The 20,698-nt window shown below is 68.1% G+C and carries 21 protein-coding genes and 1 tRNA gene; 15 read left to right on the top strand and 7 right to left on the bottom strand.

Going from position 1 to position 20,698, the window contains the following annotated elements; all coding sequences use genetic code 11:
* Positions 1-6: 6 nt before the first annotated feature.
* Positions 7-1,149: an NAD(P)/FAD-dependent oxidoreductase gene (locus tag OHB23_RS03655; protein WP_027506604.1), complete on the bottom strand. Its 1,143-nt coding sequence runs from the start codon at positions 1,147-1,149 to the stop codon at positions 7-9.
* A gap of 95 nt (positions 1,150-1,244) precedes the next feature.
* On the opposite strand from OHB23_RS03655, the gene OHB23_RS03650 reads away from it, so the two are divergent.
* A complete protein-coding gene (locus tag OHB23_RS03650) occupies positions 1,245-1,754 on the top strand; it encodes a hypothetical protein (RefSeq protein ID WP_051613553.1) in 510 nt (169 codons plus the stop codon).
* Positions 1,755-1,756: 2 nt separating this feature from the next.
* On the opposite strand, the gene OHB23_RS03645 is transcribed toward OHB23_RS03650, so the two are convergent.
* The 3 genes from OHB23_RS03645 to OHB23_RS03635 are packed head-to-tail and all read right to left on the bottom strand — an operon-like array spanning position 1,757 to position 4,151.
* Positions 1,757-2,185: a very short patch repair endonuclease gene (locus OHB23_RS03645; protein ID WP_027506605.1), complete on the bottom strand. Its 429-nt coding sequence runs from the start codon at positions 2,183-2,185 to the stop codon at positions 1,757-1,759.
* A complete protein-coding gene (locus OHB23_RS03640; protein WP_056443224.1) occupies positions 2,182-2,991 on the bottom strand; it encodes a hypothetical protein in 810 nt (269 codons plus the stop codon). The genes OHB23_RS03645 and OHB23_RS03640 overlap by 4 nt, the downstream gene beginning before the upstream one ends.
* Positions 2,991-4,151, bottom strand: a complete 1,161-nt coding sequence (locus OHB23_RS03635; protein ID WP_222633431.1) for a DNA cytosine methyltransferase — start codon at positions 4,149-4,151, stop codon at positions 2,991-2,993. The genes OHB23_RS03640 and OHB23_RS03635 overlap by 1 nt, the downstream gene beginning before the upstream one ends.
* A 313-nt stretch (positions 4,152-4,464) precedes the next feature.
* Between OHB23_RS03635 and OHB23_RS03630 the strand changes: the two genes are divergently transcribed.
* A complete protein-coding gene (locus OHB23_RS03630) occupies positions 4,465-5,073 on the top strand; it encodes a putative glycolipid-binding domain-containing protein (protein ID WP_269320107.1) in 609 nt (202 codons plus the stop codon).
* Between the two features lie 12 nt (positions 5,074-5,085).
* On the opposite strand, the gene OHB23_RS03625 is transcribed toward OHB23_RS03630, so the two are convergent.
* Positions 5,086-6,045 carry a prephenate dehydrogenase gene (locus OHB23_RS03625; protein WP_328810896.1) on the bottom strand — a complete coding sequence of 320 codons (960 nt, stop codon included), beginning with the start codon at positions 6,043-6,045 and terminating at the stop codon, positions 5,086-5,088.
* Between the two features lie 121 nt (positions 6,046-6,166).
* On the opposite strand from OHB23_RS03625, the gene OHB23_RS03620 reads away from it, so the two are divergent.
* From OHB23_RS03620 to OHB23_RS03595, 6 genes are all read left to right on the top strand, one after another.
* Entirely contained in the window at positions 6,167-6,724 is a 558-nt protein-coding gene (locus OHB23_RS03620; RefSeq protein WP_027506608.1) for a tRNA adenosine deaminase-associated protein, read from the top strand.
* Between the two features lie 32 nt (positions 6,725-6,756).
* Positions 6,757-7,194, top strand: coding sequence for a nucleoside deaminase (locus tag OHB23_RS03615; protein WP_027506609.1), 438 nt, complete (start codon positions 6,757-6,759; stop codon positions 7,192-7,194).
* Between the two features lie 117 nt (positions 7,195-7,311).
* Positions 7,312-7,509, top strand: a complete 198-nt coding sequence (locus tag OHB23_RS03610) for a CsbD family protein (RefSeq protein WP_222633433.1) — start codon at positions 7,312-7,314, stop codon at positions 7,507-7,509.
* Between the two features lie 69 nt (positions 7,510-7,578).
* Positions 7,579-7,669 (top strand) — tRNA-Ser (locus OHB23_RS03605).
* Positions 7,670-7,736: 67 nt separating this feature from the next.
* Positions 7,737-8,753 (top strand): aldo/keto reductase, encoded by a 1,017-nt coding sequence (locus OHB23_RS03600; protein ID WP_261770341.1) that lies wholly within the window; start codon positions 7,737-7,739, stop codon positions 8,751-8,753.
* Positions 8,754-8,825: 72 nt separating this feature from the next.
* Entirely contained in the window at positions 8,826-9,509 is a 684-nt protein-coding gene (locus OHB23_RS03595) for a YceI family protein (RefSeq protein ID WP_222641258.1), read from the top strand.
* A 52-nt stretch (positions 9,510-9,561) separates the two neighbouring features.
* Here OHB23_RS03595 and OHB23_RS03590 read toward each other — a convergent pair whose 3' ends face one another.
* Together OHB23_RS03590 and OHB23_RS03585 are read right to left on the bottom strand one after the other, a co-directional pair.
* Positions 9,562-10,443: a sterol desaturase family protein gene (locus OHB23_RS03590; RefSeq protein ID WP_328810895.1), complete on the bottom strand. Its 882-nt coding sequence runs from the start codon at positions 10,441-10,443 to the stop codon at positions 9,562-9,564.
* 35 nt (positions 10,444-10,478) lie between these two features.
* Positions 10,479-11,540, bottom strand: coding sequence for a fatty acid desaturase family protein (locus tag OHB23_RS03585; protein WP_442973015.1), 1,062 nt, complete (start codon positions 11,538-11,540; stop codon positions 10,479-10,481).
* A gap of 351 nt (positions 11,541-11,891) precedes the next feature.
* Here OHB23_RS03585 and OHB23_RS03580 point away from each other — a divergent pair, with 351 nt between their 5' ends.
* From OHB23_RS03580 to tgt, 7 genes are all read left to right on the top strand, one after another.
* Complete coding sequence (locus OHB23_RS03580) at positions 11,892-12,029, top strand: hypothetical protein (protein WP_155957101.1); 138 nt, start codon at positions 11,892-11,894, stop codon at positions 12,027-12,029.
* A gap of 19 nt (positions 12,030-12,048) precedes the next feature.
* Positions 12,049-12,630 (top strand): antibiotic biosynthesis monooxygenase, encoded by a 582-nt coding sequence (locus tag OHB23_RS03575; RefSeq protein ID WP_027506614.1) that lies wholly within the window; start codon positions 12,049-12,051, stop codon positions 12,628-12,630.
* Between the two features lie 93 nt (positions 12,631-12,723).
* On the top strand, positions 12,724-13,362 hold the full coding sequence (locus OHB23_RS03570; protein WP_051613574.1) for a TetR/AcrR family transcriptional regulator: 639 nt from the start codon (positions 12,724-12,726) through the stop codon (positions 13,360-13,362).
* A 56-nt stretch (positions 13,363-13,418) separates the two neighbouring features.
* Positions 13,419-15,749 (top strand): MMPL family transporter, encoded by a 2,331-nt coding sequence (locus OHB23_RS03565; RefSeq protein ID WP_222633292.1) that lies wholly within the window; start codon positions 13,419-13,421, stop codon positions 15,747-15,749.
* Positions 15,750-15,815: 66 nt separating this feature from the next.
* Positions 15,816-17,549: an ABC transporter ATP-binding protein gene (locus OHB23_RS03560; protein WP_328810894.1), complete on the top strand. Its 1,734-nt coding sequence runs from the start codon at positions 15,816-15,818 to the stop codon at positions 17,547-17,549.
* Positions 17,546-19,480 carry an ABC transporter ATP-binding protein gene (locus tag OHB23_RS03555; protein WP_328810893.1) on the top strand — a complete coding sequence of 645 codons (1,935 nt, stop codon included), beginning with the start codon at positions 17,546-17,548 and terminating at the stop codon, positions 19,478-19,480. The genes OHB23_RS03560 and OHB23_RS03555 overlap by 4 nt, the downstream gene beginning before the upstream one ends.
* Positions 19,477-20,694: a tRNA guanosine(34) transglycosylase Tgt gene (gene tgt / locus OHB23_RS03550; protein WP_056443237.1), complete on the top strand. Its 1,218-nt coding sequence runs from the start codon at positions 19,477-19,479 to the stop codon at positions 20,692-20,694. The genes OHB23_RS03555 and tgt overlap by 4 nt, the downstream gene beginning before the upstream one ends.
* The last annotated feature ends 4 nt before the right edge of the window (positions 20,695-20,698 follow it).

Raw genomic sequence — 20,698 nt, 5'->3', positions numbered from 1 at the left:
TGCGGCTCAGCGCAGCCGGCCCGGCGCCAGGTCCTCCGCGGTGACGCCCCGGTCGGTCACGTCGGCCGGTAACGGCTCGCCGCGGACCAGCGCCGCACCGACGCGCGCCAGTGCCGCGCACGTCTGGATGCCGTACCCACCCTGACCCGCGCACCAGAAGAAGCCCTCCACGCTCGGGTCGAACCCCACCACCGGTGTGCGATCGGCGACGAAGGAGCGCAGACCGGCCCACGACGACCGGACACGGCGGCTCGTCACCACGGTCGCCTCCGTGATCTCGTCCAGGGCGCGGGCGATCTCGAGATCGTCGGGCTTCGCGTCACCGGGCGGGCACGGTGTCTCGTCGGCAGGGGAACAGAGCAGACGGACACCCTCCGGCTTGATGTAGAACGACTCGTCCATGTCGCTGATCAGCGGGTGGTGGGTGTCGGCGATCTCGGGCGGCGCGTCCATCACGGCGATGGTGCGTCGTCGCGGCTGCAGGCCGATCCTCGGTACGACTGCGAGGTCGGCCATGTCGTCCGCCCAGGCACCCGCCGCGTTCACCACCACCGTGGCGACGAGAGTGTCGCCGGTCGAGAGATCGACCCGCCACTGCTCGCCGACTCGGTCGATCGCGACGACCCGTGCCCCGGTGCGAACGGTGCATCCGCGTCGGCGTGCTCCGCGCAGGAAGCCCTGGTGCAGCGCGTCGACGTCCATGTCGAGTGCGCCCGGTTCGACGATGGCCGCCTCGACTGCCGCAGGCCGCAGGAGGGGCGCCCGGTCCACCGCCTCGGCGGTCTCGAGCAGGCGGGCATCGGGAGACAGTGTCCGCAGAGTCGTGAACATCTCCGCGAGAGCGTCGCCCCGGCCCGGACGTGCGAACTGCACGAAGGGGCGCGGAGTCATGACCGTTCCGCGCACCATGTCCGGCGGGTCCACGAGGAAGGCCCTGCTCGCCGTCGTCAGGCCACGGATGACGTGGTTGCCGTAGGTCTCGAGGAACATCGCAGCCGAACGCCCGGTCGAGTGCATCGCCAGGGTCGACTCCCCTTCGAGGAGACACACGGTTCGATCGGACGAGAGTTCCCAGGCGAGCGAGGCACCCGCGATACCGCCGCCGATCACCAGTACGTCGAGGGCTCGAGAGGCGACATCGGTGGTCATGGCGGTCGAGGGTAGGCGGCCCGTGTGGAAATCGGGCGCCAGGGGTACCCCGTCCCGCGCGCAACCGTGCGCGCACTCGAACATCGGGAGCCGTCATGAACACAGCTGTCTGGATCGTCATCGCGGTCGTGGTGGTGTTGCTGCTCGTCGCCGTCGGCGTCGCACTGTCGAAGAAGGCGAAGCAGAAGCGCGTCGAGCAGGCCGGTGAGATCCGGGAGCGGGCCGCCGAGCGCAGCGCGGAGGTGGAGCGGTCGGAGGCGCTCGCGCAGAAGTCCGAGGCCGACGCCCGTCGTGCGCAGGCCGAGGCGGACGCCGCGGCAGCGGAGGCCCGCATCGCGCAGCAGCGCGCGCAGGAGCACCAGGGCACTGCCGCCACCGGGCGTGACGAACTGGACCGTGAGTGGGAGCGGGCGAACAAGCTGGACCCGACCGTCCACGACGACGGCACCCCGCGTCGACAGGACGCGAACGCGGCACAGCAGAACCAGAATCCCGCAGACCGGAACGTCACGGACCGGAACGTCACGGACCGCACCACCGGTCTCGGACACGCCGATGCGCCTGTCGTCGGCCCGCACGACACTCCGGGACGCCACGAGCGCTGACGTCAGTCGCCGGGGCGCACTGCCTCGGTGACCCGCTCCGCTGCCACGGCTGGATCCTCGTGCTCCCAGATGCGCACGACGGTCCAGCCGGCCTCGTCCAGTCGACGATCCGTGTCGCGGTCCCGAGCGACGTTGGCAGCCAACTTGTCCGCCCACCACTGGGCGTTGTTGCGCGGGTGGGTGGCGTGCTCCGGGCAGCTGTGCCAGAAGCATCCGTCGACGTACACCGCGACTCGGCGACGCGGGAACACCACGTCGGCCCGTCGTCGCATGCCCTTCAGTGGGGCCTTGTCGACGAAGTACCGCAGTCCCGCTCGGTGCAGTTCCTTCCGCAGGGCCACCTCGGGCTTGGTGTCACGCCGCTTCTGTTTCTTGAACCGGGCACTGGTCGCGGCGTCCGTCGGCGGCGTTGCCCGAGCGTCGGGCGTCATTCGTCGTCGTCGATCTCGGACCAGCTGGGGGCGAACCTGTTGCGCCGCTCCACTTCCGAGTGCACCACCTCGACGAACTCCTCGAACGAGAGTGTGGTGCGGTCCGACGGACGGCCGTTGCGCGGCGGCGCGTCGTCGACGTCGAAGAAGCGCACCTCACCCCGGTACGGACCGTCCGGCTCGTAGAGACCGATGAACACCTTCTCGAACAGGTCGTAGCGCGTGTCCTCGGCCCCGAGGTCGACCCACGCTCGGCCCGGCATGCCGACGACGGGGCGCTTGCCGCGGCCCGACCGCTTGGACAGCGTCGTGACGTGGTGCGCGAACGAACTCTTGCCGATGTCGCTGCTCTTCGCGGGATCGCCGTCCTCGCACGTCGACCAGGGCTCGAACATCACGGCGACGAGCACGCTGTACGGCTGGCGCTGGTGCAGCACCATCGCCTCACCCCGCAGTTCGTGGTCGTTGCGCACGATGTTCTTGGTCCAGCGGCCGAGCCGACCGGACGTGGGGCTGTAGTCCTGGAAGCTGTAGGTCTTCACGGACACGCAGAGGATGAGGCCGAGCGTCGGATCGAGTGCCTTGACGTCGAGCCGCTTGCGTCCCTTCGCGACGTCCACCTGCGCTTCCTGGCCCAGGCCGTGCGCGTCGGGCGTGATGGACGGATACCGAGGCCTCAACGCATCGGCGACCACCTGCGCGAGGTTGTTGGACAGGCGCTGCGCGTAGTTCTTCTTCTCCCCGCGGTCGGCATCGGGCGCGGGACGGTCGCCGGCGAAGTCGAGTGCGAACGTCAACGGGAACATCAGGCCACGCGAACGGGTTCGGGGACGACGGGATCGTCGGTCATCCGGTGCAGGTGCGACTCGACCGTGTCGAGGAAGCCGGGGGCGAAGCGCAGCCGACCCGAGCGTGCGCGCTTGAGGAACCCGGCAGTGGCCCTGGCGGACAACAACTTCGACTCCTCCAGGAATCCGCTCAGATCCTCGTAGGGGTGCTGGACCGGCCAGGTGCTCGCGGGTACCCGGAACGCGCGACGGTCACGGCCCCACGCGGCCGACGGCCAGCTCTGGCCGGGTACGAGCTCGGTGTCGGACCCCTCGTCGTAGGGAGTGCGGGTGGCCAGCTGCTCACCGACCCAGGTCGCCATGCGCACGCTCACGGCATTGCCGACCAGCTTCCACCGATGCCCTGCCCGGACACCCGGGGACTCGACGGCGGGGGCGGTCCACCCGGCGTCGAAACCCTGCAGCCGCTCGGCGTCCGAGATGCCCGGGGTGACCAGCTCGCCGGACGGGAGCCGGACGGCCGGGGGACTGGCGATGCCGAGAGTCGATCCGCCCTTGAGCGTGGGCACCGCGTTGATCGCCCAGCCCAGGCCGCGCACCCCCTCGGTCCAGTAGAAGCCGCACGGGAGGACGTCGGCGTCGCCGGCCTCGGGGATGCCCGCGTCGGGTCCGAAGAGCACCTCACGCGGGTCGTCCGTACGTGAGGCGAGCATGACGACGCGCTGACGCCGCTGGGGCAGGCCGAACGAGCGAGCGTCGACGACGCGATACGCCCACATGTAACCGAGATCCTCGAGCGCGTGCGTGATGTGCCGCATCGCCGCGCCGCGGCCGAGCTGCAACATGAAGGGCACGTTCTCGATCAGCAGCCACCGGGGACCACGCTTGCGTGCGACGAGTCGGAAGACCTCGTCGACCAGACCCGATCGCGCGCCCGTGATGCCCGCCGTGCGACCGGCCTGCGAGAGGTCCTGGCACGGGAAACCGGCTGCGACCAGCTCTGTTCCGGCGGGGAGCGCCCGCAGCGTCGCGACGTCGGTGTGCAGCGGCACGTCGGGGAAGCGCGAGCGCAGCACCGCCCCCGCGCCGGCGTCGATCTCGCAGAGCTGAGTGGTGGACCATCCGCTGCGCGCCAGGCCCAGCTCCAGACCGCCGATGCCGGCGAACAGGCCGACCATGGCACCCTGGCTGGACACGCGTACCCCCGCTCACCGTCGTGTGCGACGGCGGCTCCGGACACCGACGTCGATCTCGAGTGAGGCTACTCGAGAACACCGACACGGCGTCCGACCGAGAGGGCGACACCGCTGTGAGCAGCGCCCGCAGACGGGGGCGTGGTGCGCCGACTCACGCCCACCGTCGATGAAAACCCTGCTCGTGACCGTTTCATCTCGCGAGAACGGGGCACTCGGTCGCTGACGGGGACGGGGATTCACAGGCAATTCGCCCGGCTCCGGTACTTGTCGTGCTCGTGTGATCTACCGTGAACGCGTGACCACACCCACCGCCGATTCCCTGTCGTCCGCCGACGTGACGGGCTCGTCGTGGCCGGCCATCCTGACGTGGCGCGCGCACAGCGCCCCGCGTATGGAGTCGGTGCGCGTCCAGCTCAACGGCAAGCGGATCAAGGCCGCCGGCCGGATCATCGGCGGCGAGTGCGACGAACACCCGGCGTTCTCCGCGTCGTACGACCTGGTCACGGACGAATCGGGAGTGACCAAGCGGTTGTCCGTGCGCGCGGCCGTCGCGTCGGGGGAGAAGCAGGTCTCCATCAGTCGCGACTCCGAGGGCTATTGGCTCGTCGACGACGGGTCACCGACCCGCAGCTCGTTCGGCGGTGCACTCGACGTCGAGCTCGTGTGGAGCCCCTTCTTCAACACGCTCGCCATCCGTCGTCTCGGCCTGCAGACGAACCCGGCCGATCATCAGGTGCCCGTCGTGTACGTCGGTCTGCCGGTCCTCACCGCCCGCGCGGAGACACTGTCCTACAGCCGCGGGCCGCACGAGTTCGAGGTGGTCTCGCCCGTCGGGACGTCGGCCGTGAGCGTCGACTCGGACGGGTTCGTCGCCGACTACCGGGGACTCGCCGAGCGCATCTGACGGGTCGGACCGTCACGCCCGCCGGGGCAGCCGCTGCACCACACCGCCGCGGCGACCGGCGTCGACGAGGTCGCCCTGCCAGGACGGCGAGCCGACGACGACGTCGGTGATCTCCCACCACTGCAACTGCTCGTCGTAGCGCGACCGCGCCGCATGGCCCGCGGACACCAGTGTCTCGGTCGAGGCGTCGGCGACGAGAGCGTCCCTGGCGCTGTGCAACGCGGCGAGCGCCTCGTCGAGCGCGTCGACCAGGGCGGGCGCGTTGGCATCACACATCGCGCTGACCAGGGCTGGAGCTGTTCCTGCCACACGGGTGCCGTCGCGGAACGAGCCGGCTGCCAGCCGCAACGTGAGCTCCCCGCCCTGCGCGCCCACCGTGGCGAGTGCTTCCGCCAGCAGATGCGGGAGATGGGACACGCGGGCGACGGCGCGATCGTGGTCGTCGGCTCGGGCCGGGACGACGACGGATCCGGAGGACAGTGCGAGATCGGCGACCGCGAGCCAGGCGTCGGGATCGGTGTCGTCGTCCACGGTGACGACCCAGACCGCGTTGCGGAAGAGATCGACGTCGGCCGCGAGCCACCCCGAGGCGGATGTGCCGGCCATGGGATGTCCGCCGACGAACCGAGCGCCGAGTCCGGCACGTGCGACCGCGGCCGCCATCTCCGCCTTCACACTGACGACGTCCGTGAGCACGCAGTGCGGCGCGTGCGCGGCCACCGATTCCAGGACGGTGTCGACCGCCGGCATGGGCACCGCGACGACGACGAGAGCGTCCTCCTCGGCGGCACGCTGGAGGGCGGAGGCGATGTCCGCCGTGACGTCGTACCCGTCGGCGCGAGCGGCGTCCACGGCACCGGTCGATCGGTTCCAACCCCATGCCGGGCGACCCGAGTCGACCACGGCGCGCAGTAACGAGCCGCCGATGAGGCCGAGGCCCAGGACGCAGACGGGACGGTCGGGTGTGTTCACCGGGGGAAGATTTCCACATCGGCACCGTCCGCCGGGTGCACGACACCGAAATCTCCCGCTGTTTCCCCTGAACAGGGAGGTCTGCACGCCGGGGCGACGGTGTGGGACTACGGTTGCGCGCATGGCTGCACAGCGCGGAGGCAGTACCTCGTCCCAGGGTCGAGGTGACAACCGCTCCGACGACTACGACGATCTCGAGGGGTTCGCCATCGCGGTCGTCCGCGAGGAGGGCACGTGGACGTGCCGGCCGTTGTCCGCGGACGCCCTGACGAGTCTCAGTGCCGCCGAGACCGAGCTTCGTGAACTCCGCAGTGCCGGTGCGGTGTTCGGGCTCCTCGATGTCGACGACGAGTTCTTCGTCGTGCTGCGTCCGGCACCGTCGGGCACGCGGGTCCTGCTGTCGGACGCCACCGCGGCGATCGACTACGACATCGCGGCCGACGTCCTGGACCGACTGAACGTCGATGTGCCCGATCTGGATCCGGACGAGCTCGACGACGTCGAGCCGTGGGACGAGGGCGATCTGGATCTGCTGAGCGACATGGGTCTTCCCGAGCCGGTCCTCGGCGTCATCCTGGCCGAGTCCGACCTCTACCCCGACGAGCAGCTCGGCATGATCGCCGCGCGACTGGGATTCGCCGCGGAGTTCGCCGCGGTGCTCGACAAGCTGCCCCGCTGACCGTGGTGCCTCTCCACCTGCGTGACGTCTGGATGCGTCGCGCTCTGGAGGTCGCCCGCACCACGCCGGCGGGCGACGTTCCCGTGGGTGCCGTCGTCGTGAACGCCGACGGTGACGAGATCGCGTCCGCGGTCAACGAACGCGAACGCCGCGGGGACCCGACCGCCCACGCGGAGGTGCTCGCGCTCCGCGCCGCCGCCGAACGGCACGGGGACGGCTGGCGACTCACCGGATGCACTCTCGTCGTCACGCTGGAGCCCTGCACGATGTGTGCGGGCGCGGCGGTGCTCTCGCGAGTCGACGGACTGCTGTTCGGGGCCTGGGAACCGAAGACGGGCGCCGTCGGCTCGCTGTGGGACGTGGTGCGGGATCGGCGTCTGACGCATCGACCGGAGGTGGTCGGCGGCGTCCTCGAGAGCGACGCGGCCGGTCTGGTTCGGGACTTCTTTCGAACCGCGAACGACGTTTGACGCGATCCGTCGACGGGGTATTACTGCCCGGTAGAACACCAGGCGCGACGTTGCGTCGCCCGCCCCGCCGAAACGGAGGGGTGGATGACATGTTCTTCCGCTTCGAAGGAGCACCACATGGGTCTCGACGACAAGATCGGCAACAAGGCAGAAGACCTCAAGGGCAAGGGCAAGGAAGCTGCGGGCGATGCCACCGGCGACCAGGACCTGAAGGCCGAAGGCCAGGGCGATCAGACTTCCGCCGCGTTCAAGGACGGCGCGGAGAAGGTCAAGGATGCAGCGTCCAACATCAAGGACAAGCTCACCGGCCACTGAGCCACCCGCGTTGTGACTCCTGACGTCGCGATTTCGGATCCGCGCCACCCATCCGGTAACGTATCCGCCGGTGGCGTGTCCGAGCGGCCTAAGGAGCACGCCTCGAAAGCGTGTGACGGGTAACCCCCGTCCGAGGGTTCAAATCCCTCCGCCACCGCCATAAGCCCCCCACCTGCCTCGGCAGCTGGGGGGCTTTGTCGTTCACCAACTTCGGGTACACCGACGAGATGAGAAACATGAACGCGATGGAGAACCGCACCCTGGGACGCACCGGACGGCAGGTGTCGTGCGTCGGACTCGGCACCTGGCAGTTGGGAGCCGACTGGGGCGACGTGTCCGAGCAGGACGCCGTGGCGGTGCTCGACGCCGCCGTGGACAGCGGCATCACCTTCTTCGACACGGCCGACGTGTACGGCGACGGGCGCAGTGAGCGGGTGATCGGCGGATTCCTGGCCGATCGCGGCCTGCGGGACACCGTCACCGTGGCGACCAAGATGGGTCGACGCGTCGACCAGGTGCCGGAGAACTACACGCTCGCGAACTTCCGCACGTGGGTGGACCGGTCGCGCGGCAACCTCGGTGTCGACACCCTGGAACTGGTGCAGCTGCACTGCCCGCCCTCTGCCGTGTACGGCGACGACCAGGTGTTCGATGCCCTCGACACCCTCGTCGAGGAGCAGGCGATCGCGCACTACGGCGTCAGCGTGGAGACGGTCGCGGAGGCGCTCGAGGCGATCCGCCGACCGAACGTGGCCACCGTGCAGATCATCGTCAACGCCTTCCGGCTCAAGCCCGTCGACGAGGTGCTGTCCGTCGCCGCCGATGCCGGAGTCGGCATCATCGCGCGGGTGCCGCTTGCCTCGGGCCTGCTCTCGGGGAAGTACGACGAGTCGACGACGTTCCCCGAGAACGATCACCGCAACTTCAACCGCAACGGTGAGGCCTTCGACGTCGGCGAAACGTTCTCGGGCGTTCCGTTCGACACGGGCCTTGCGGCGGCTCGTGACTTCTCCGCCCTGGTCGCGGACGCGGCTCCGGAGGGTACGACGCCCGCCGCTGCCGCCATCGCATGGTTGTGGCAGCACCCGCAGATCTCGACGGTCATCCCGGGCGCCCGCAACGTGGACCAGGCTCGTGCCAACGCCGAGGCGGGGCGCGTCGCGCTTCTCGGCGCCGAGTTCGATGCCGGCGTGCAGAGCATCTACGACCGCTACCTCCGGGACGTCGTTCACTCGACGTGGTGACGGACGCTTTCACAGGGGATTCCCAGGCCGCAGCGGTGGCCGCACGTTGAAGCGACAACTAAAGTTCGTCCCATGAAGAAGAAATGGTGGATCACCGGAGCCGTGGTCGTCGTCCTGGCGATCGTGGCGCTCGTCGTCGGACCGCGCATCTACTCGTCGATCGAGAGCAGCGATCCGGCGGCGTCGGTGTCCACCTCCGGTGCCGAGGCGGCGACGGGCGATCTGGACGGTGAGTGGACCGTCACGCCCGGCGACGCAGCGAACCCGACGTCGGCCGGGTACACCGTCGCCGAGGTGCTCAACGGCACCGACGTCACGGTCGTCGGCACCACGCCGGACGTCTCGGGAAGCGCCACGATCGCGAACCAGCAGCTCACTGCCGGTGAGATCGTGGTGCGCACCGAGACCATCACCACCGACAGCGATCGGCGCGACAACCAGTTCCGCGGCAACATCTTCGATGTCGCGAACAACCCCACCGCCACGTTCACGGTGACGTCGCCGGTGGACCTGTCCACCGTGCCCACCGACGGCACCACGGCGACCGTCACCCTCGACGGCACGCTGACCCTCAAGGGCCAGACGCGCGACGTGAGCGTCGAGACGCAGGTGCTCCGGTCGGGCGAGACCATCGTCGCCTCGGGCAACATTCCCGCGACGTGGACCGACTACGGCATCGAGCCGCCGTCGCTGGGCTTCGTGACCGTGGATCCGACCGGGTCCGTCGATTTCCTGGTGACGCTCGGGAAGGCCTGAGCCGTAGCGTCCGCGGGAGTCCATCCGGGTAGGCCGGAGGCCGGTCGTCGTGTCAGGGCGGTCCGACGATGTAACCGAGTTTCTGTCGAAGAGTCGCCGCCGTCCGCACGTCCCGTGCGATGGCGGCGTACTCGTGTGTCTGGAGTTTCAGGATGTCGAACGTCTGCACCGGAGTCGTCAGCCCGTAGTGCGGTCGGAACGTCTCGTCGGCGTAGGTCCCGAACAGGCGGTCCCACACGATGAGGATGCCGGCGTAGTTCTTGTCCAGGTACTCCTTGTCGCGGCCGTGATGCACCCGGTGGTGCGACGGCGTGTTGAAGACGAACTCGAACCAGCGCGGCATCCGGTCGATGCGCTCGGTGTGCACCCAGAACTGGTAGACCAGGTTGATCGCGAACCCGGTGAACACCATCCAGGGCGGGACGCCGAGCAGAGGCAGCGGCAACCACATCAGGATCTCGCCGCTGTTGTTCCACTTCTGCCGTAGTGCGGTGCTGAAATTGAAGTACTCGCTCGAGTGGTGCGCCTGATGCGTGGCCCACACGATGCGCGTGCGGTGCGCGATGCGGTGATACCAGTAGAAGAGGACGTCGACGCCGAGCAGCAGGATCACCCACGTGTACCACTGGTCCGAGGGCAGCTGCCACGGTGCGACATACGCGAAGATCAGCGAATAGCCCAGCAGCGCCAGGGTTTTCCATGCGGTGGTGGTGGCTATGGACACCAGCCCCATCGCGATGCTGGCCCGGGCGTCGGCGCGGAGGTAGCTTCCACGGGCCGGTCGGCCGGGTTCGTCCTGGGTCTCGTCGCCGTGGCTCTCGAGGACGATCGCTGCGGTCCACTCGAGCGCGAGCAGAACGAGGAATGCCGGCACCGCGAGGGCGACCGGGTCGCGGAGCGCGGTCGGCAGACTGTTCCAGAGATCGGCGATCACCCGCCGCAGTCTACGTGACCGCGGTCACACCGAGTTCAGGCGCGGTACTCGCGTACCAGCGGGCAGTCGAAGGGGTTGCGCTTCGACAGTCCCACCTGGTTGAGGTAGCGGACGACGATGCCGTAGGACTTCACGAGCGACGTCTCGGTGTAGGTCACCCCGTGCTTGGCGCAGTGCTCGCGCACCATGGGCCGCACCTTCTTGAGGTTCGGCCGCGGCATGCTGGGGAACAGGTGATGCTCGATCTGGTAGTTGAGGCCGCCCATCATGAAGTCGGTGACGGAGCCGCCGTCGACGTTGCGTGACATGAGGACCTGGCGGCGGAGGAAGTCGATCTTCGCGTTGGCCGGAACCAGCGGCATCCCCTTGTGGTTGGGCGCGAACGAGCCGCCCAGCAGAACGCCGAAGACGGCGAAGTGCACGAGGATGAAGCCGACCGCGAGCCCCGCCGGCATCGCGAGGAACGGCAGTGCGAACCCGATGGTGAGCCGCAGCGCGATGAGCGACAGCTCCAGCTTGCGGTGCTTGATCTCCTTGGAGCCGATCAGCGTGCGCACGCTGGCGACGTGGAGTGCGGCGCCTTCGAGGGTGAGCAGCGGGAAGAAGAGCCAGCCCTGGCGGCGGGTGAACGCGCCGTAGAAGCCGGTGCGCTGCGCGACGTACTCGGGGACGAAGGCGATGGGCCCGTTCCCGATGTCGGGATCCTTGCCGATCTGGTTCGGCGCGTTGTGGTGCTTGCTGTGCTTGCCCTGCCACCAGTGCAGCGAGAGTCCTGCGAAGGTGCCGGACAGGATGCGGGCCGTCCACTCGTTCCACTTCGCCGAGTCGAACATCTGGCGGTGGGCGCCGTCGTGACCGAGGAAGCCGAACTGCGTGCTCACGACGGCGAGGGCGACGGCGAGCGCGAGCTGCCACCACGAATCGCCCAGGAGGAACGCACCGACCCAGACGGCGACGAAGGCCGCCACGGTGCCGATGATGCGGGACCAGTAGAAACCGCGGCGGCGGGACATCAGCCCCGAGGCGCGCACGGCGACGGACAGCTCGGTGTACGAACTGACGAATCGATCTCTGGGGCGTTCGGCGGTGACGGACACTGGTGCCTCTGTTCTGTGGACGGTCTGGCCACGGTGGCTGTCGGTCGTTCTGGCAGTCGATGCAGTGGTGAGAACCGCGGAGAGGGCGGGAAGTGCTCAGGTCACGCCTCTGTCACAAGTGTGACACAGGCAGGGCACGGCGTCGACAGTCCGAGAGTGTCGGTCGTCTTCTCTCAGTGCATCCACAGACGACGGTCGACGTGGCCGGGCGTGGCCGTACCGCGCCCCGTCGGCGCCGTGGCGTAGTGTTCGGATCACGAGCACGCCGCGGTTCTCACCGGCGCCTCGTTCTCCCCCTCGTGACGGACGACTCGTTCTCCTCACCACCGAACTACTGATGAAGGGGTTTCCATGGAACCCGAACTGATCTTTCTCGCACCCGTCACCGCCGACGCGGAGCCCGTCGAGGCTCCCGCGACGTCCGCTGCCAGGGACGTCGTCAACGCGGCGCCGCCCGTCTACACCCAGCTGTTCTCCGAGAAGAACTGACTCCTCTCGATCGCCTGACATGACTGAACCCCGGGACGACCGGTCCACGTCCACGAGTACCGCGGTCACGACCTCGGTGGCGCGGCGCATCACGCCCGGCCGTGAGCAGGACTTCGTGGCCTGGACCGATGCCGGAATCAGTGTGCTGCGCACGTTCGACGGGTTCCTGGGCGGCGGGTGGCTGCGCTCCTCGACCGATCCGTACGAGTACTACGTGCTCTACCGATTCGATTCGGACGCTCATCTGCAGGAGTGGCTCTCGTCGCCCTTCCGGCGTGCCTGGGTCGCGCGTGGTGTGGGTGTGGCGGACGACCATGTGACGCATCGCCTCACCGGGGTCGAAGGGTGGTTCGAGCCACAGTCGACGCTCACCGACGCGGTCCGCGTCGTGGGCGCTCCGCCGCCTCGGTGGAAGCAGGCCATCGTCATCTGGTCGGCGTTCTTCCCCCTGTCTCTTCTGCTCAACACCCTTGTCTCCGAGTACCTCTCGCTGGGTCTTGTACTCCGGACCCTGCTCGTCACCCTCGTGAGTACACCCCTCATGGTGTACGTCCTGCTGCCGTTCATCACCGCCCGTGTGAAGCGCTGGCTCACTCCCTGACGGTTCGAAACACCGCGCGAGCGTGGTGAGCGTCACAAAAGTGCACACCACTGCAAACTTGCCGAGCCGTGCAAGTTCCGTACTGTGGGATCCGTGAGTTCCGGACTACGCGACCGCAAGAAGGCGGAGACCCGTGCAGCGCTCAGTGCTGCCGCGATCCGTCTCGGGCGGCAACAGGGTTTCGACACCGTGACCGCCGAGGCGATCGCCCGCGACGCGGGGGTGTCGACGCGCACGTTCCACAACTACTTCTCCAGCAAGGAAGAAGCGGCGCTGTACTACCTCGAGCAGGCAGCGTTCGAGTGGGTGGACCTGATCGAACACCGGCCGCAGGACGAGGACTTCTGGGACACGGTGCGCGCCATCGTCTTCGAGATCGTCGACGATCCCGAGCGCGAGTTGACCGAGACTGTCGCGGTCGCGCGGTTCGTCGAGGAGTCGCCGGCTCTGCTGGCGAAGAAGCTCGAGTTCGACCGCTCGCTCTCCGCGGCGTTCAAGAAGGCCGTGGCCCGGCGCACGGGGCTCGATCCCGATCGGGACCTGTACCCCTCGTTGGTCCAGGCCGCGGTGGGCGCCACCGTCAGCGCCGCACTCGGATTCTTCGCCGAGGCATCCGAGAAAGGCTCCACCACAGCAGAATCCGCCGGCGAAGTGGTCCGCCTCGCCATGCAACAACTCGAACGGGGCTTCCGAGCGCCGCTCACCGGTTCCACCCCGCTCCCGCCCGACTGATCGCGCGTCCGTCCGTCACCCGCAGCACGACACCCCCCCGAACGAGGAGAACTCTCATGGCCACCTTCCTGTATCGCATAGGACGGTTCTCGTACCGTCGGAAAGGCATCGTGCTGCCGATCTGGCTCGCCATCCTGGTGTTGGCCGGTATCGGCGCGGCCACGTTGTCCGGCCCGACGAGCACGTCGTTCTCCATCCCGGGAACCCCCGCCCAGGCTGCGCTGGATCTGCAGAAGGAGCGCTTCGGAGGCGGCGAGGATCCGCTCACGTCGGCGTCCGCGCAGTACGTGTTCCAGGCACCCGCGGGCACCACGCTCGACTCGCCCGAGAACACGGCGGCCATCGACGGCGTCATCGCGAACATTCGCGGCATCGCCGCCGTGAAGGACACGGCCAAGGCCGATCCCGCGGCCGGACCGGTGCCCGAGGGTGCCATGCCGCTCCTCGATCCGATCGCCGGCAACCAAGCGATCGTCGATCAGTACGCGGAGGCCGGTCTCGCGCCGGACGTCGCGGCCGCGAACGCCGCGGCCGTGTCGCCGCTCTCACCGGACAAGACCATCGGCATCCTCGACGTGCCCATCACCGGCACCGTCACCGATGTCACGGCCGAGATCCGCACCGAGCTGACCGACGCCGCCCAGCCCGCCCGTGACGCAGGGCTCACCGTCGAGATCGGTGGCAGCGCCATGCAGGCCGCCGAGCCGCCCGGCGGCACCGCCGAGCTGATCGGCCTGGCCGTCGCCGCCGTCGTCCTCGTCGTCATGTTCGGATCGCTCGTCGCCGCCGGACTGCCGCTCATCACGGCCATCGTCGGCATCGGCGTCACCAGTCTGACCATCACCACCGCGTCGGGCTTCGCCGAGCTCACCCAGTTCACGCCGATTCTCGCCATCATGATCGGCCTTGCCGTCGCCATCGACTACTCGCTGTTCATCGTCGCCCGGTTCCGTAACGAGCTGAGCGAGACGGACGACCGTGAGGAAGCCGCGGCACGCGCCGTGGGAACCGCCGGCAGCGCCGTCGTCTTCGCCGGCACCACGGTGCTCATCGCGCTCGTGGCACTGCGCGTCGTCGGCATCCCGTTCCTGTCCCAGATGGGTCTGGCCGCCGGCTTCGGTGTCTTCGTCGCCGTCCTCGTCGCGCTGACCATGCTGCCCGCCGTCCTCGGACTCTTCGGCGCGAAGGCGTTCGCCGGCAAGATCCGCACCGTGCCGGACCCCGAGCACGACGACAAGCCGACCAACGGCTTGCGATGGGTGCGCATGGTGATCAAGCGTCCCGCACTGGTGCTCATCGTCGGTGTCGTGATCCTCGGTGTCATCGCCGGTCCCATGACGTCGCTGCGTCTGGCGCTTCCGTCGGTGGCCACCGCCGAACCGGGTACCCCCGCTCGTGAGGCGTACGACCTGGTCGACCAGGGCTTCGGCCCGGGACGCAACGGTCAGCTGCTGATGGTCGTGGACGCGAGCAACGTCCCCGAGGCCGATCGGACGGCGGCCTTCCAGGCCGTCGTCGACAGGGCGGCGGCGGAACCCGACGTGACCAACGCACAGCAGGCCGGGCTCAACCCGGCGGGCGACACCGCCCTGGTGTCGGTGACTCCCAAGAGCTCACCGATCAGCGAGGACACGCAGAACCTGGTGACCGCGCTGCGCGACGCCCGGGGTGGTCTGGAATCCGAGTACGGCGTCACCTACGGCGTCACCGGCCAGACGGCGCTCGAGATCGACGTGTCGGATCGGCTCCAGAAGGCCCTGATCCCGTACCTCGCAGTCGTCGTCGGATTGGCATTCCTGCTGCTCATGGTGGTGTTCCGATCGATCCTGGTGCCGCTGACGGCGACGCTCGGCTTCCTGCTCAGCGTGCTCGCCACCTTCGGTGCCACCGTCTTCATCTTCCAGGAAGGTGGACTGGGACTGATCTCCAACCCGCAGCCCATCGTGAGCTTCATGCCGATCTTCCTGATCGGTGTGGTCTTCGGACTCGCGATGGACTACCAGGTCTTCCTGGTGTCCCGGATGAGGGAGGCGTACGTCCACGGGGCGACCGCGAGCGATGCCATCGTCACGGGCTTCAAGTACGGCGCCCGCGTCGTCGCCGCCGCGGCGGTCATCATGATCTCGGTGTTCGCGGCGTTCATGCTGGAACCGGACTCGTTCATCAAGTCCATCGGTTTCGCTCTCGCGGCCGCCGTGTTCTTCGACGCCTTCATCGTCCGCATGATCCTGATCCCCGCGGTCATGGCGCTGCTCGGCGACAAGGCCTGGTACCTGCCGAAGTGGCTGGACAAGATTCTGCCGAACGTGGACATCGAAGGTGAGAAACTCGTCCGCAGGACGGACGAGACCGCACCGGCGACCCAGCAGCCGGCGAACCGGAGCTGAGTCGATGAACTGCACCCACCACGCCTGTCGTCCGACGGGTCCTGTCGAGAAGGAAGGATGCACGACGTGTTGATCTCACTTCTCCGCCGGTATCTGGCGCCGTACCGCGGCGCGCTGACAGGCGTGGTGGTGCTGCAGTTCGTGGCCACCGTGGCCTCGCTGTACCTGCCCAGCCTCAACGCCGACATCATCGACAACGGCGTGACGACCGGCGACACCGGCTACATCCTGTCGACCGGCTCGATCATGCTGGCCGTCTCCGCCGTGCAGATCGCGTGCTCGATCGGCGGCGTCTACTTCGGAGCACGCGCCGCCATGGCGGCAGGCCGCGACATCCGCGGGGCGCTCCTCGACCGCGTCGGCACTTTCTCGGCGCGCGAGGTCGGGACGTTCGGCGCTCCGTCGCTCATCACCCGCAACACGAACGATGTTCAGCAGGTGCAGATGGTGGTCCTGATGGGCTGCACCATCCTGGTGATGGCGCCCATCATGTGCGTCGGCGGCATCGTCATGGCTCTGCGCGAGGACTTCGGACTGTCGTGGCTCCTCGGTATCGCCGTTCCTGCGCTGGCGCTGAGCATGGGCTTCGTCGTGGTCCGCATGGTTCCGGCGTTCAAGGTCATGCAGAAGCGCATCGACACGGTCAACCGCGTTCTGCGCGAGCAGATCACGGGCATCCGCGTGGTGCGCGCCTTCGTGCGCGAGCCGTACGAGGTGGAGCGTTTCGACGACGCGAACACCGCCCTCACCGCCACCGCACTGCAGGTCGGTCGGCTGATGGCGCTCATGTTCCCGGTGGTCATGCTCATCAGCAACGTCACCAGCGTCGCGGTGATCTGGTTCGGCGGTCACGCCGTCGACGAGGGGCGCATGGAGATCGGGTCGCTGACGGCCCTGCTCAGCTACATCATGCAGATCCTGATGTCGGTGATCATGGCGTCATTCATCGCGATGATGATCCCGCGCGCCAGCGTGTGTGCCGAGCGCATCACCGAGGTGCTCGACACGAATTCGTCCGTCGTGCCCTCCGCGAAGCCCGTCGTCTTCGCCTCGGCGCCGTCGACGGTGGAGTTCGACAAGGCCGGCTTCGCGTATCCCGCGGCCGATCACCCGGTGCTCTGCGACGTGTCGTTCCGGGCGACGGCCGGAACCACCACGGCCGTGATCGGGAGCACCGGCTCGGGCAAGACGACGCTGATCAACCTGATCCCGCGTCTCATCGACACGACCGACGGAGTGGTGCGCGTGGGCGGAACCGATGTGCGAGAACTCGATCCGGAGGCGCTGCGAGCGGAGATCGGACTGATCCCCCAGCGGCCCTTCCTGTTCTCCGGCACCATCGCCTCCAATCTTCGCTACGGCAAGGAGAACGCCACGGAGGCCGAGATGTGGGACGCACTCGAGGTGGCGCAGGCCGCCGACTTCGTCCGCGAGATGCCCGAGGGTCTCGAGACCCCCGTCGCCCAGGGCGGCACCACCGTCTCCGGTGGGCAGCGTCAGCGACTGGCCATCGCCCGCGCCATCATCCGGCGGCCGAGCATCTACGTCTTCGACGACGCGTTCTCCGCTCTCGACCTGACGACGGACGCGAATCTCCGAGCGGCCCTGCGCCCCATCACACGTGACGCCTGCGTCATCGTCGTCGCGCAGCGGGTGTCCACCATCCGCGACGCGGACAGCATCGTGGTGCTCGACGACGGCAGGATGGTCGGCCTCGGTACGCACGACGAGCTGCTCGAGACGTGTCCCACCTATGCCGAGATCGTCGACTCGCAGCGCACCGCAGCGGGTGTCGCATGACGCGGCCCGGCGGTCCTCCCGGTCCCGGTGCTCCCGGCACGAAGGCGATGAGCTTCGGACCGTCCGTCAGGCGGCTGCTGCGCCGGCTCCTTCCGCAGCGCATGCTGCTCACGGTGGTACTCGTGTTCGCCGTCGCCAGCGTCGTTCTCACCGTTCTCGCCCCGAACATCCTGGGCAGAGCCACCAACCTCATCTTCGACGGCATCGTCGGCCGTTCGCTCGACCCCTCGTTGTCCAAGGAGCAGGTCGTCGACGGTCTCCGCGCCTCGGGTGAGGGCACACGCGCCGACATGGTGTCGAGCATGGACGTCGTCCCCGGTCGGGGAGTCGACTTCGACGCCGTCGGCAAGGTGCTGGTCCTCGTCCTGATCCTCTACATCGGGTCCGCACTGCTGTCCTGGGTGCAGGGCTACATCCTGAACATCGCGCTGCAACGCGTCATCAAGCGTCTGCGTACCGACGTCGAGAACAAGATCCACCGGTTGCCGTTGCGCTACTTCGACTCCCACAAGCGCGGCGACGTGCTCTCGCGAGTCACCAACGACATCGACAACGTCTCGCAGAGCCTGCAGCAGACACTCAGCCAGCTCGTGGTCTCGGTGCTCACGGTCTTCGGCATCCTGGGCATGATGCTGTGGATCTCGCCGCTGCTCGCACTGGTCGCGATCCTGACGGTGCCGCTGTCGATCGTGGTGACGGCGATGATCGCCAAGCGCTCGCAGCCGCACTTCATCGCGCAGTGGAAGCAGACCGGCGCGCTCAACGCACAGGTCGAGGAGGCCTACACCGGCCACGAGCTGGTCAAGGCCTACGGCCGCCAGCAGGAGACGGCGCGGGTGTTCCACGAGAGCAACGAGGAGCTGTACCAGGCGAGCTTCCGAGCACAGTTCATCTCCGGAATCGTCATGCCCGCCATCATGTTCCTGGGCAACCTCAACTACGTCGCCATCGCCGTGGTGGGCGGACTGCGCGTCGCGTCCGGCACGCTGAGCCTGGGCGAGGTGCAGGCCTTCATCCAGTACTCCCGCCAGTTCACACAGCCGCTCACGCAGATCGGCTCGATGGTCAACCTGCTCCAGTCGGGTGTCGCCTCGGCGGAGCGCATCTTCGAGATCCTCGACGCCGAGGAGGAGGGCGCCGATCCGTCGGCACCCGTCACCCCCACCACGCGCAGTGGACGCGTCGAGTTCCGGGACGTGTCGTTCCGCTACGAACCGGAGCGTCCGCTCATCGACGGGCTGTCCTTCGTGGCGGAACCCGGCCAGATGGTTGCGATCGTCGGCCCCACCGGCGCCGGCAAGACGACGCTCGTGAACCTCGTGATGCGGTTCTACGACATCGATTCCGGCTCGATCACGCTCGACGGTGTGGACACGCGTGACATGACGCGGGCGACGCTGCGATCGCGCACCGGCATGGTGCTGCAGGACACCTGGCTGTTCGGCGGCAGCATCCGCGACAACATCGCGTACGGCAACAGTGGCGCCACCGAGGAGTCGATCATGGAGGCGGCGCGGGTGAGTTACGTCGACCGTTTCGTGCACTCGCTGCCCGACGGGTACGACACCGTCATCGACGAGGAGGGCAGCAACGTCAGTGCGGGCGAGAAGCAGTTGATCACCATCGCGCGCGCGTTCCTCGCCGACCCGGCCGTGCTGATCCTCGACGAGGCCACCAGCTCCGTCGACACCCGTACCGAGCTGCTGGTGCAGAAGGCCACCGCGGCCCTGCGCAGCGATCGCACGAGTTTCGTGATCGCGCACCGCCTCTCCACGATCCGCGACGCCGATCTGATCCTGGTGATGGAGAACGGGTCCATCGTGGAGAAGGGCACGCACGACGAGCTCATCGCGGCGCGCGGCGCCTACCACCGTCTCAGTGCGTCCGGCCTGCAGGAGCAGCAGTTGGCGTCTGGTTCGATGGGGGCATGACCGACCTCTTCACAGTCGAGACCCGTATCGAGGACCATCTCGGTCGAACCGGCACCCTGCGGACGCCGCACGGCGACATCGAGACCCCCGCGTTCATCGCCGTCGGCACCAAGGCCACCGTGAAGGCGGTGCTGCCGGAGTCGATGAAAGAGCTGGGCGCACAGGCGGTCCTGGCGAACGCCTACCACCTGTACCTGCAGCCGGGGCCCGACATCGTGGACGAGGCCGGGGGACTCGGCACGTTCATGAACTGGGACGGCCCGACGTTCACCGACAGCGGCGGGTTCCAGGTGATGTCGCTCGGCGTCGGGTTCAAGAAGGTCATCTCGATGGACGCCACTCGGGTGGAGTCTGACGACGTCATCGCCGAGGGCAAGGAGCGCCTCGCGCACGTCGACGACGACGGCGTGACGTTCAAGTCCCACCTCGACGGATCGCGGCACCGCTTCACTCCCGAGGTGTCGATGCAGATCCAGCACCAGCTCGGCGCGGACATCATGTTCGCGTTCGACGAGCTGACCACGTTGATGAACACCCGTGCGTACCAGGAACAGTCGCTGGACCGCACGCAGGCGTGGGCGGTGCGGTGCATCGCCGAGCACGAGCGCCTCACGGCCGAGCGCGCCGACAAGCCGTACCAGGCGCTGTTCGGTGTGGTGCAGGGTGCGCAGTACGAGGACCTTCGTCGGAAGGCGGCACACGATCTCGAGACCATCGTCGGCGAGACCGGGCGCGGATTCGACGGCTACGGCATCGGCGGCGCTCTGGAGAAGCAGAACCTCGGCACCATCGTCCGCTGGGTGAACGAGGAACTGCCCGAACACAAACCGCGCCACATGCTCGGGATCAGCGAGCCGGACGACTTCTTCGTCGCCATCGAGAACGGTGCCGACACGTTCGACTGCGTGAATCCGTCACGCGTGGCCCGGAACGCGGCGATCTACACACCGGACGGGCGCTTCAACATTAACACCGCGCGGTTCCGTCGGGACTTCACGCCGATCGACGAGGAGTGCGACTGCTACACCTGCGCGCACTACACGCGGGCGTACATGCATCACCTGTTCAAGGCCAAGGAGATGCTGGCCTCGACCCTCGCCACCATTCACAACGAGCGGTTCACCGTGCGGCTGGTGGACGACATCCGCGCCTCCATCCGCGACGGGCGGTTCCAGGAGTTCAAGAAGGAGACCCTGGCGCGCTTCTATTCCTGAGCCG

Origin of the sequence: Rhodococcus sp. NBC_00294, assembly GCF_036163995.1 — a bacterium.
Taxonomy (GTDB): domain Bacteria; phylum Actinomycetota; class Actinomycetes; order Mycobacteriales; family Mycobacteriaceae; genus Rhodococcoides.
The sequence above is the reverse complement of the archived record's forward strand: the minus strand, read 5'-3'. Positions and strand labels throughout refer to the sequence as shown.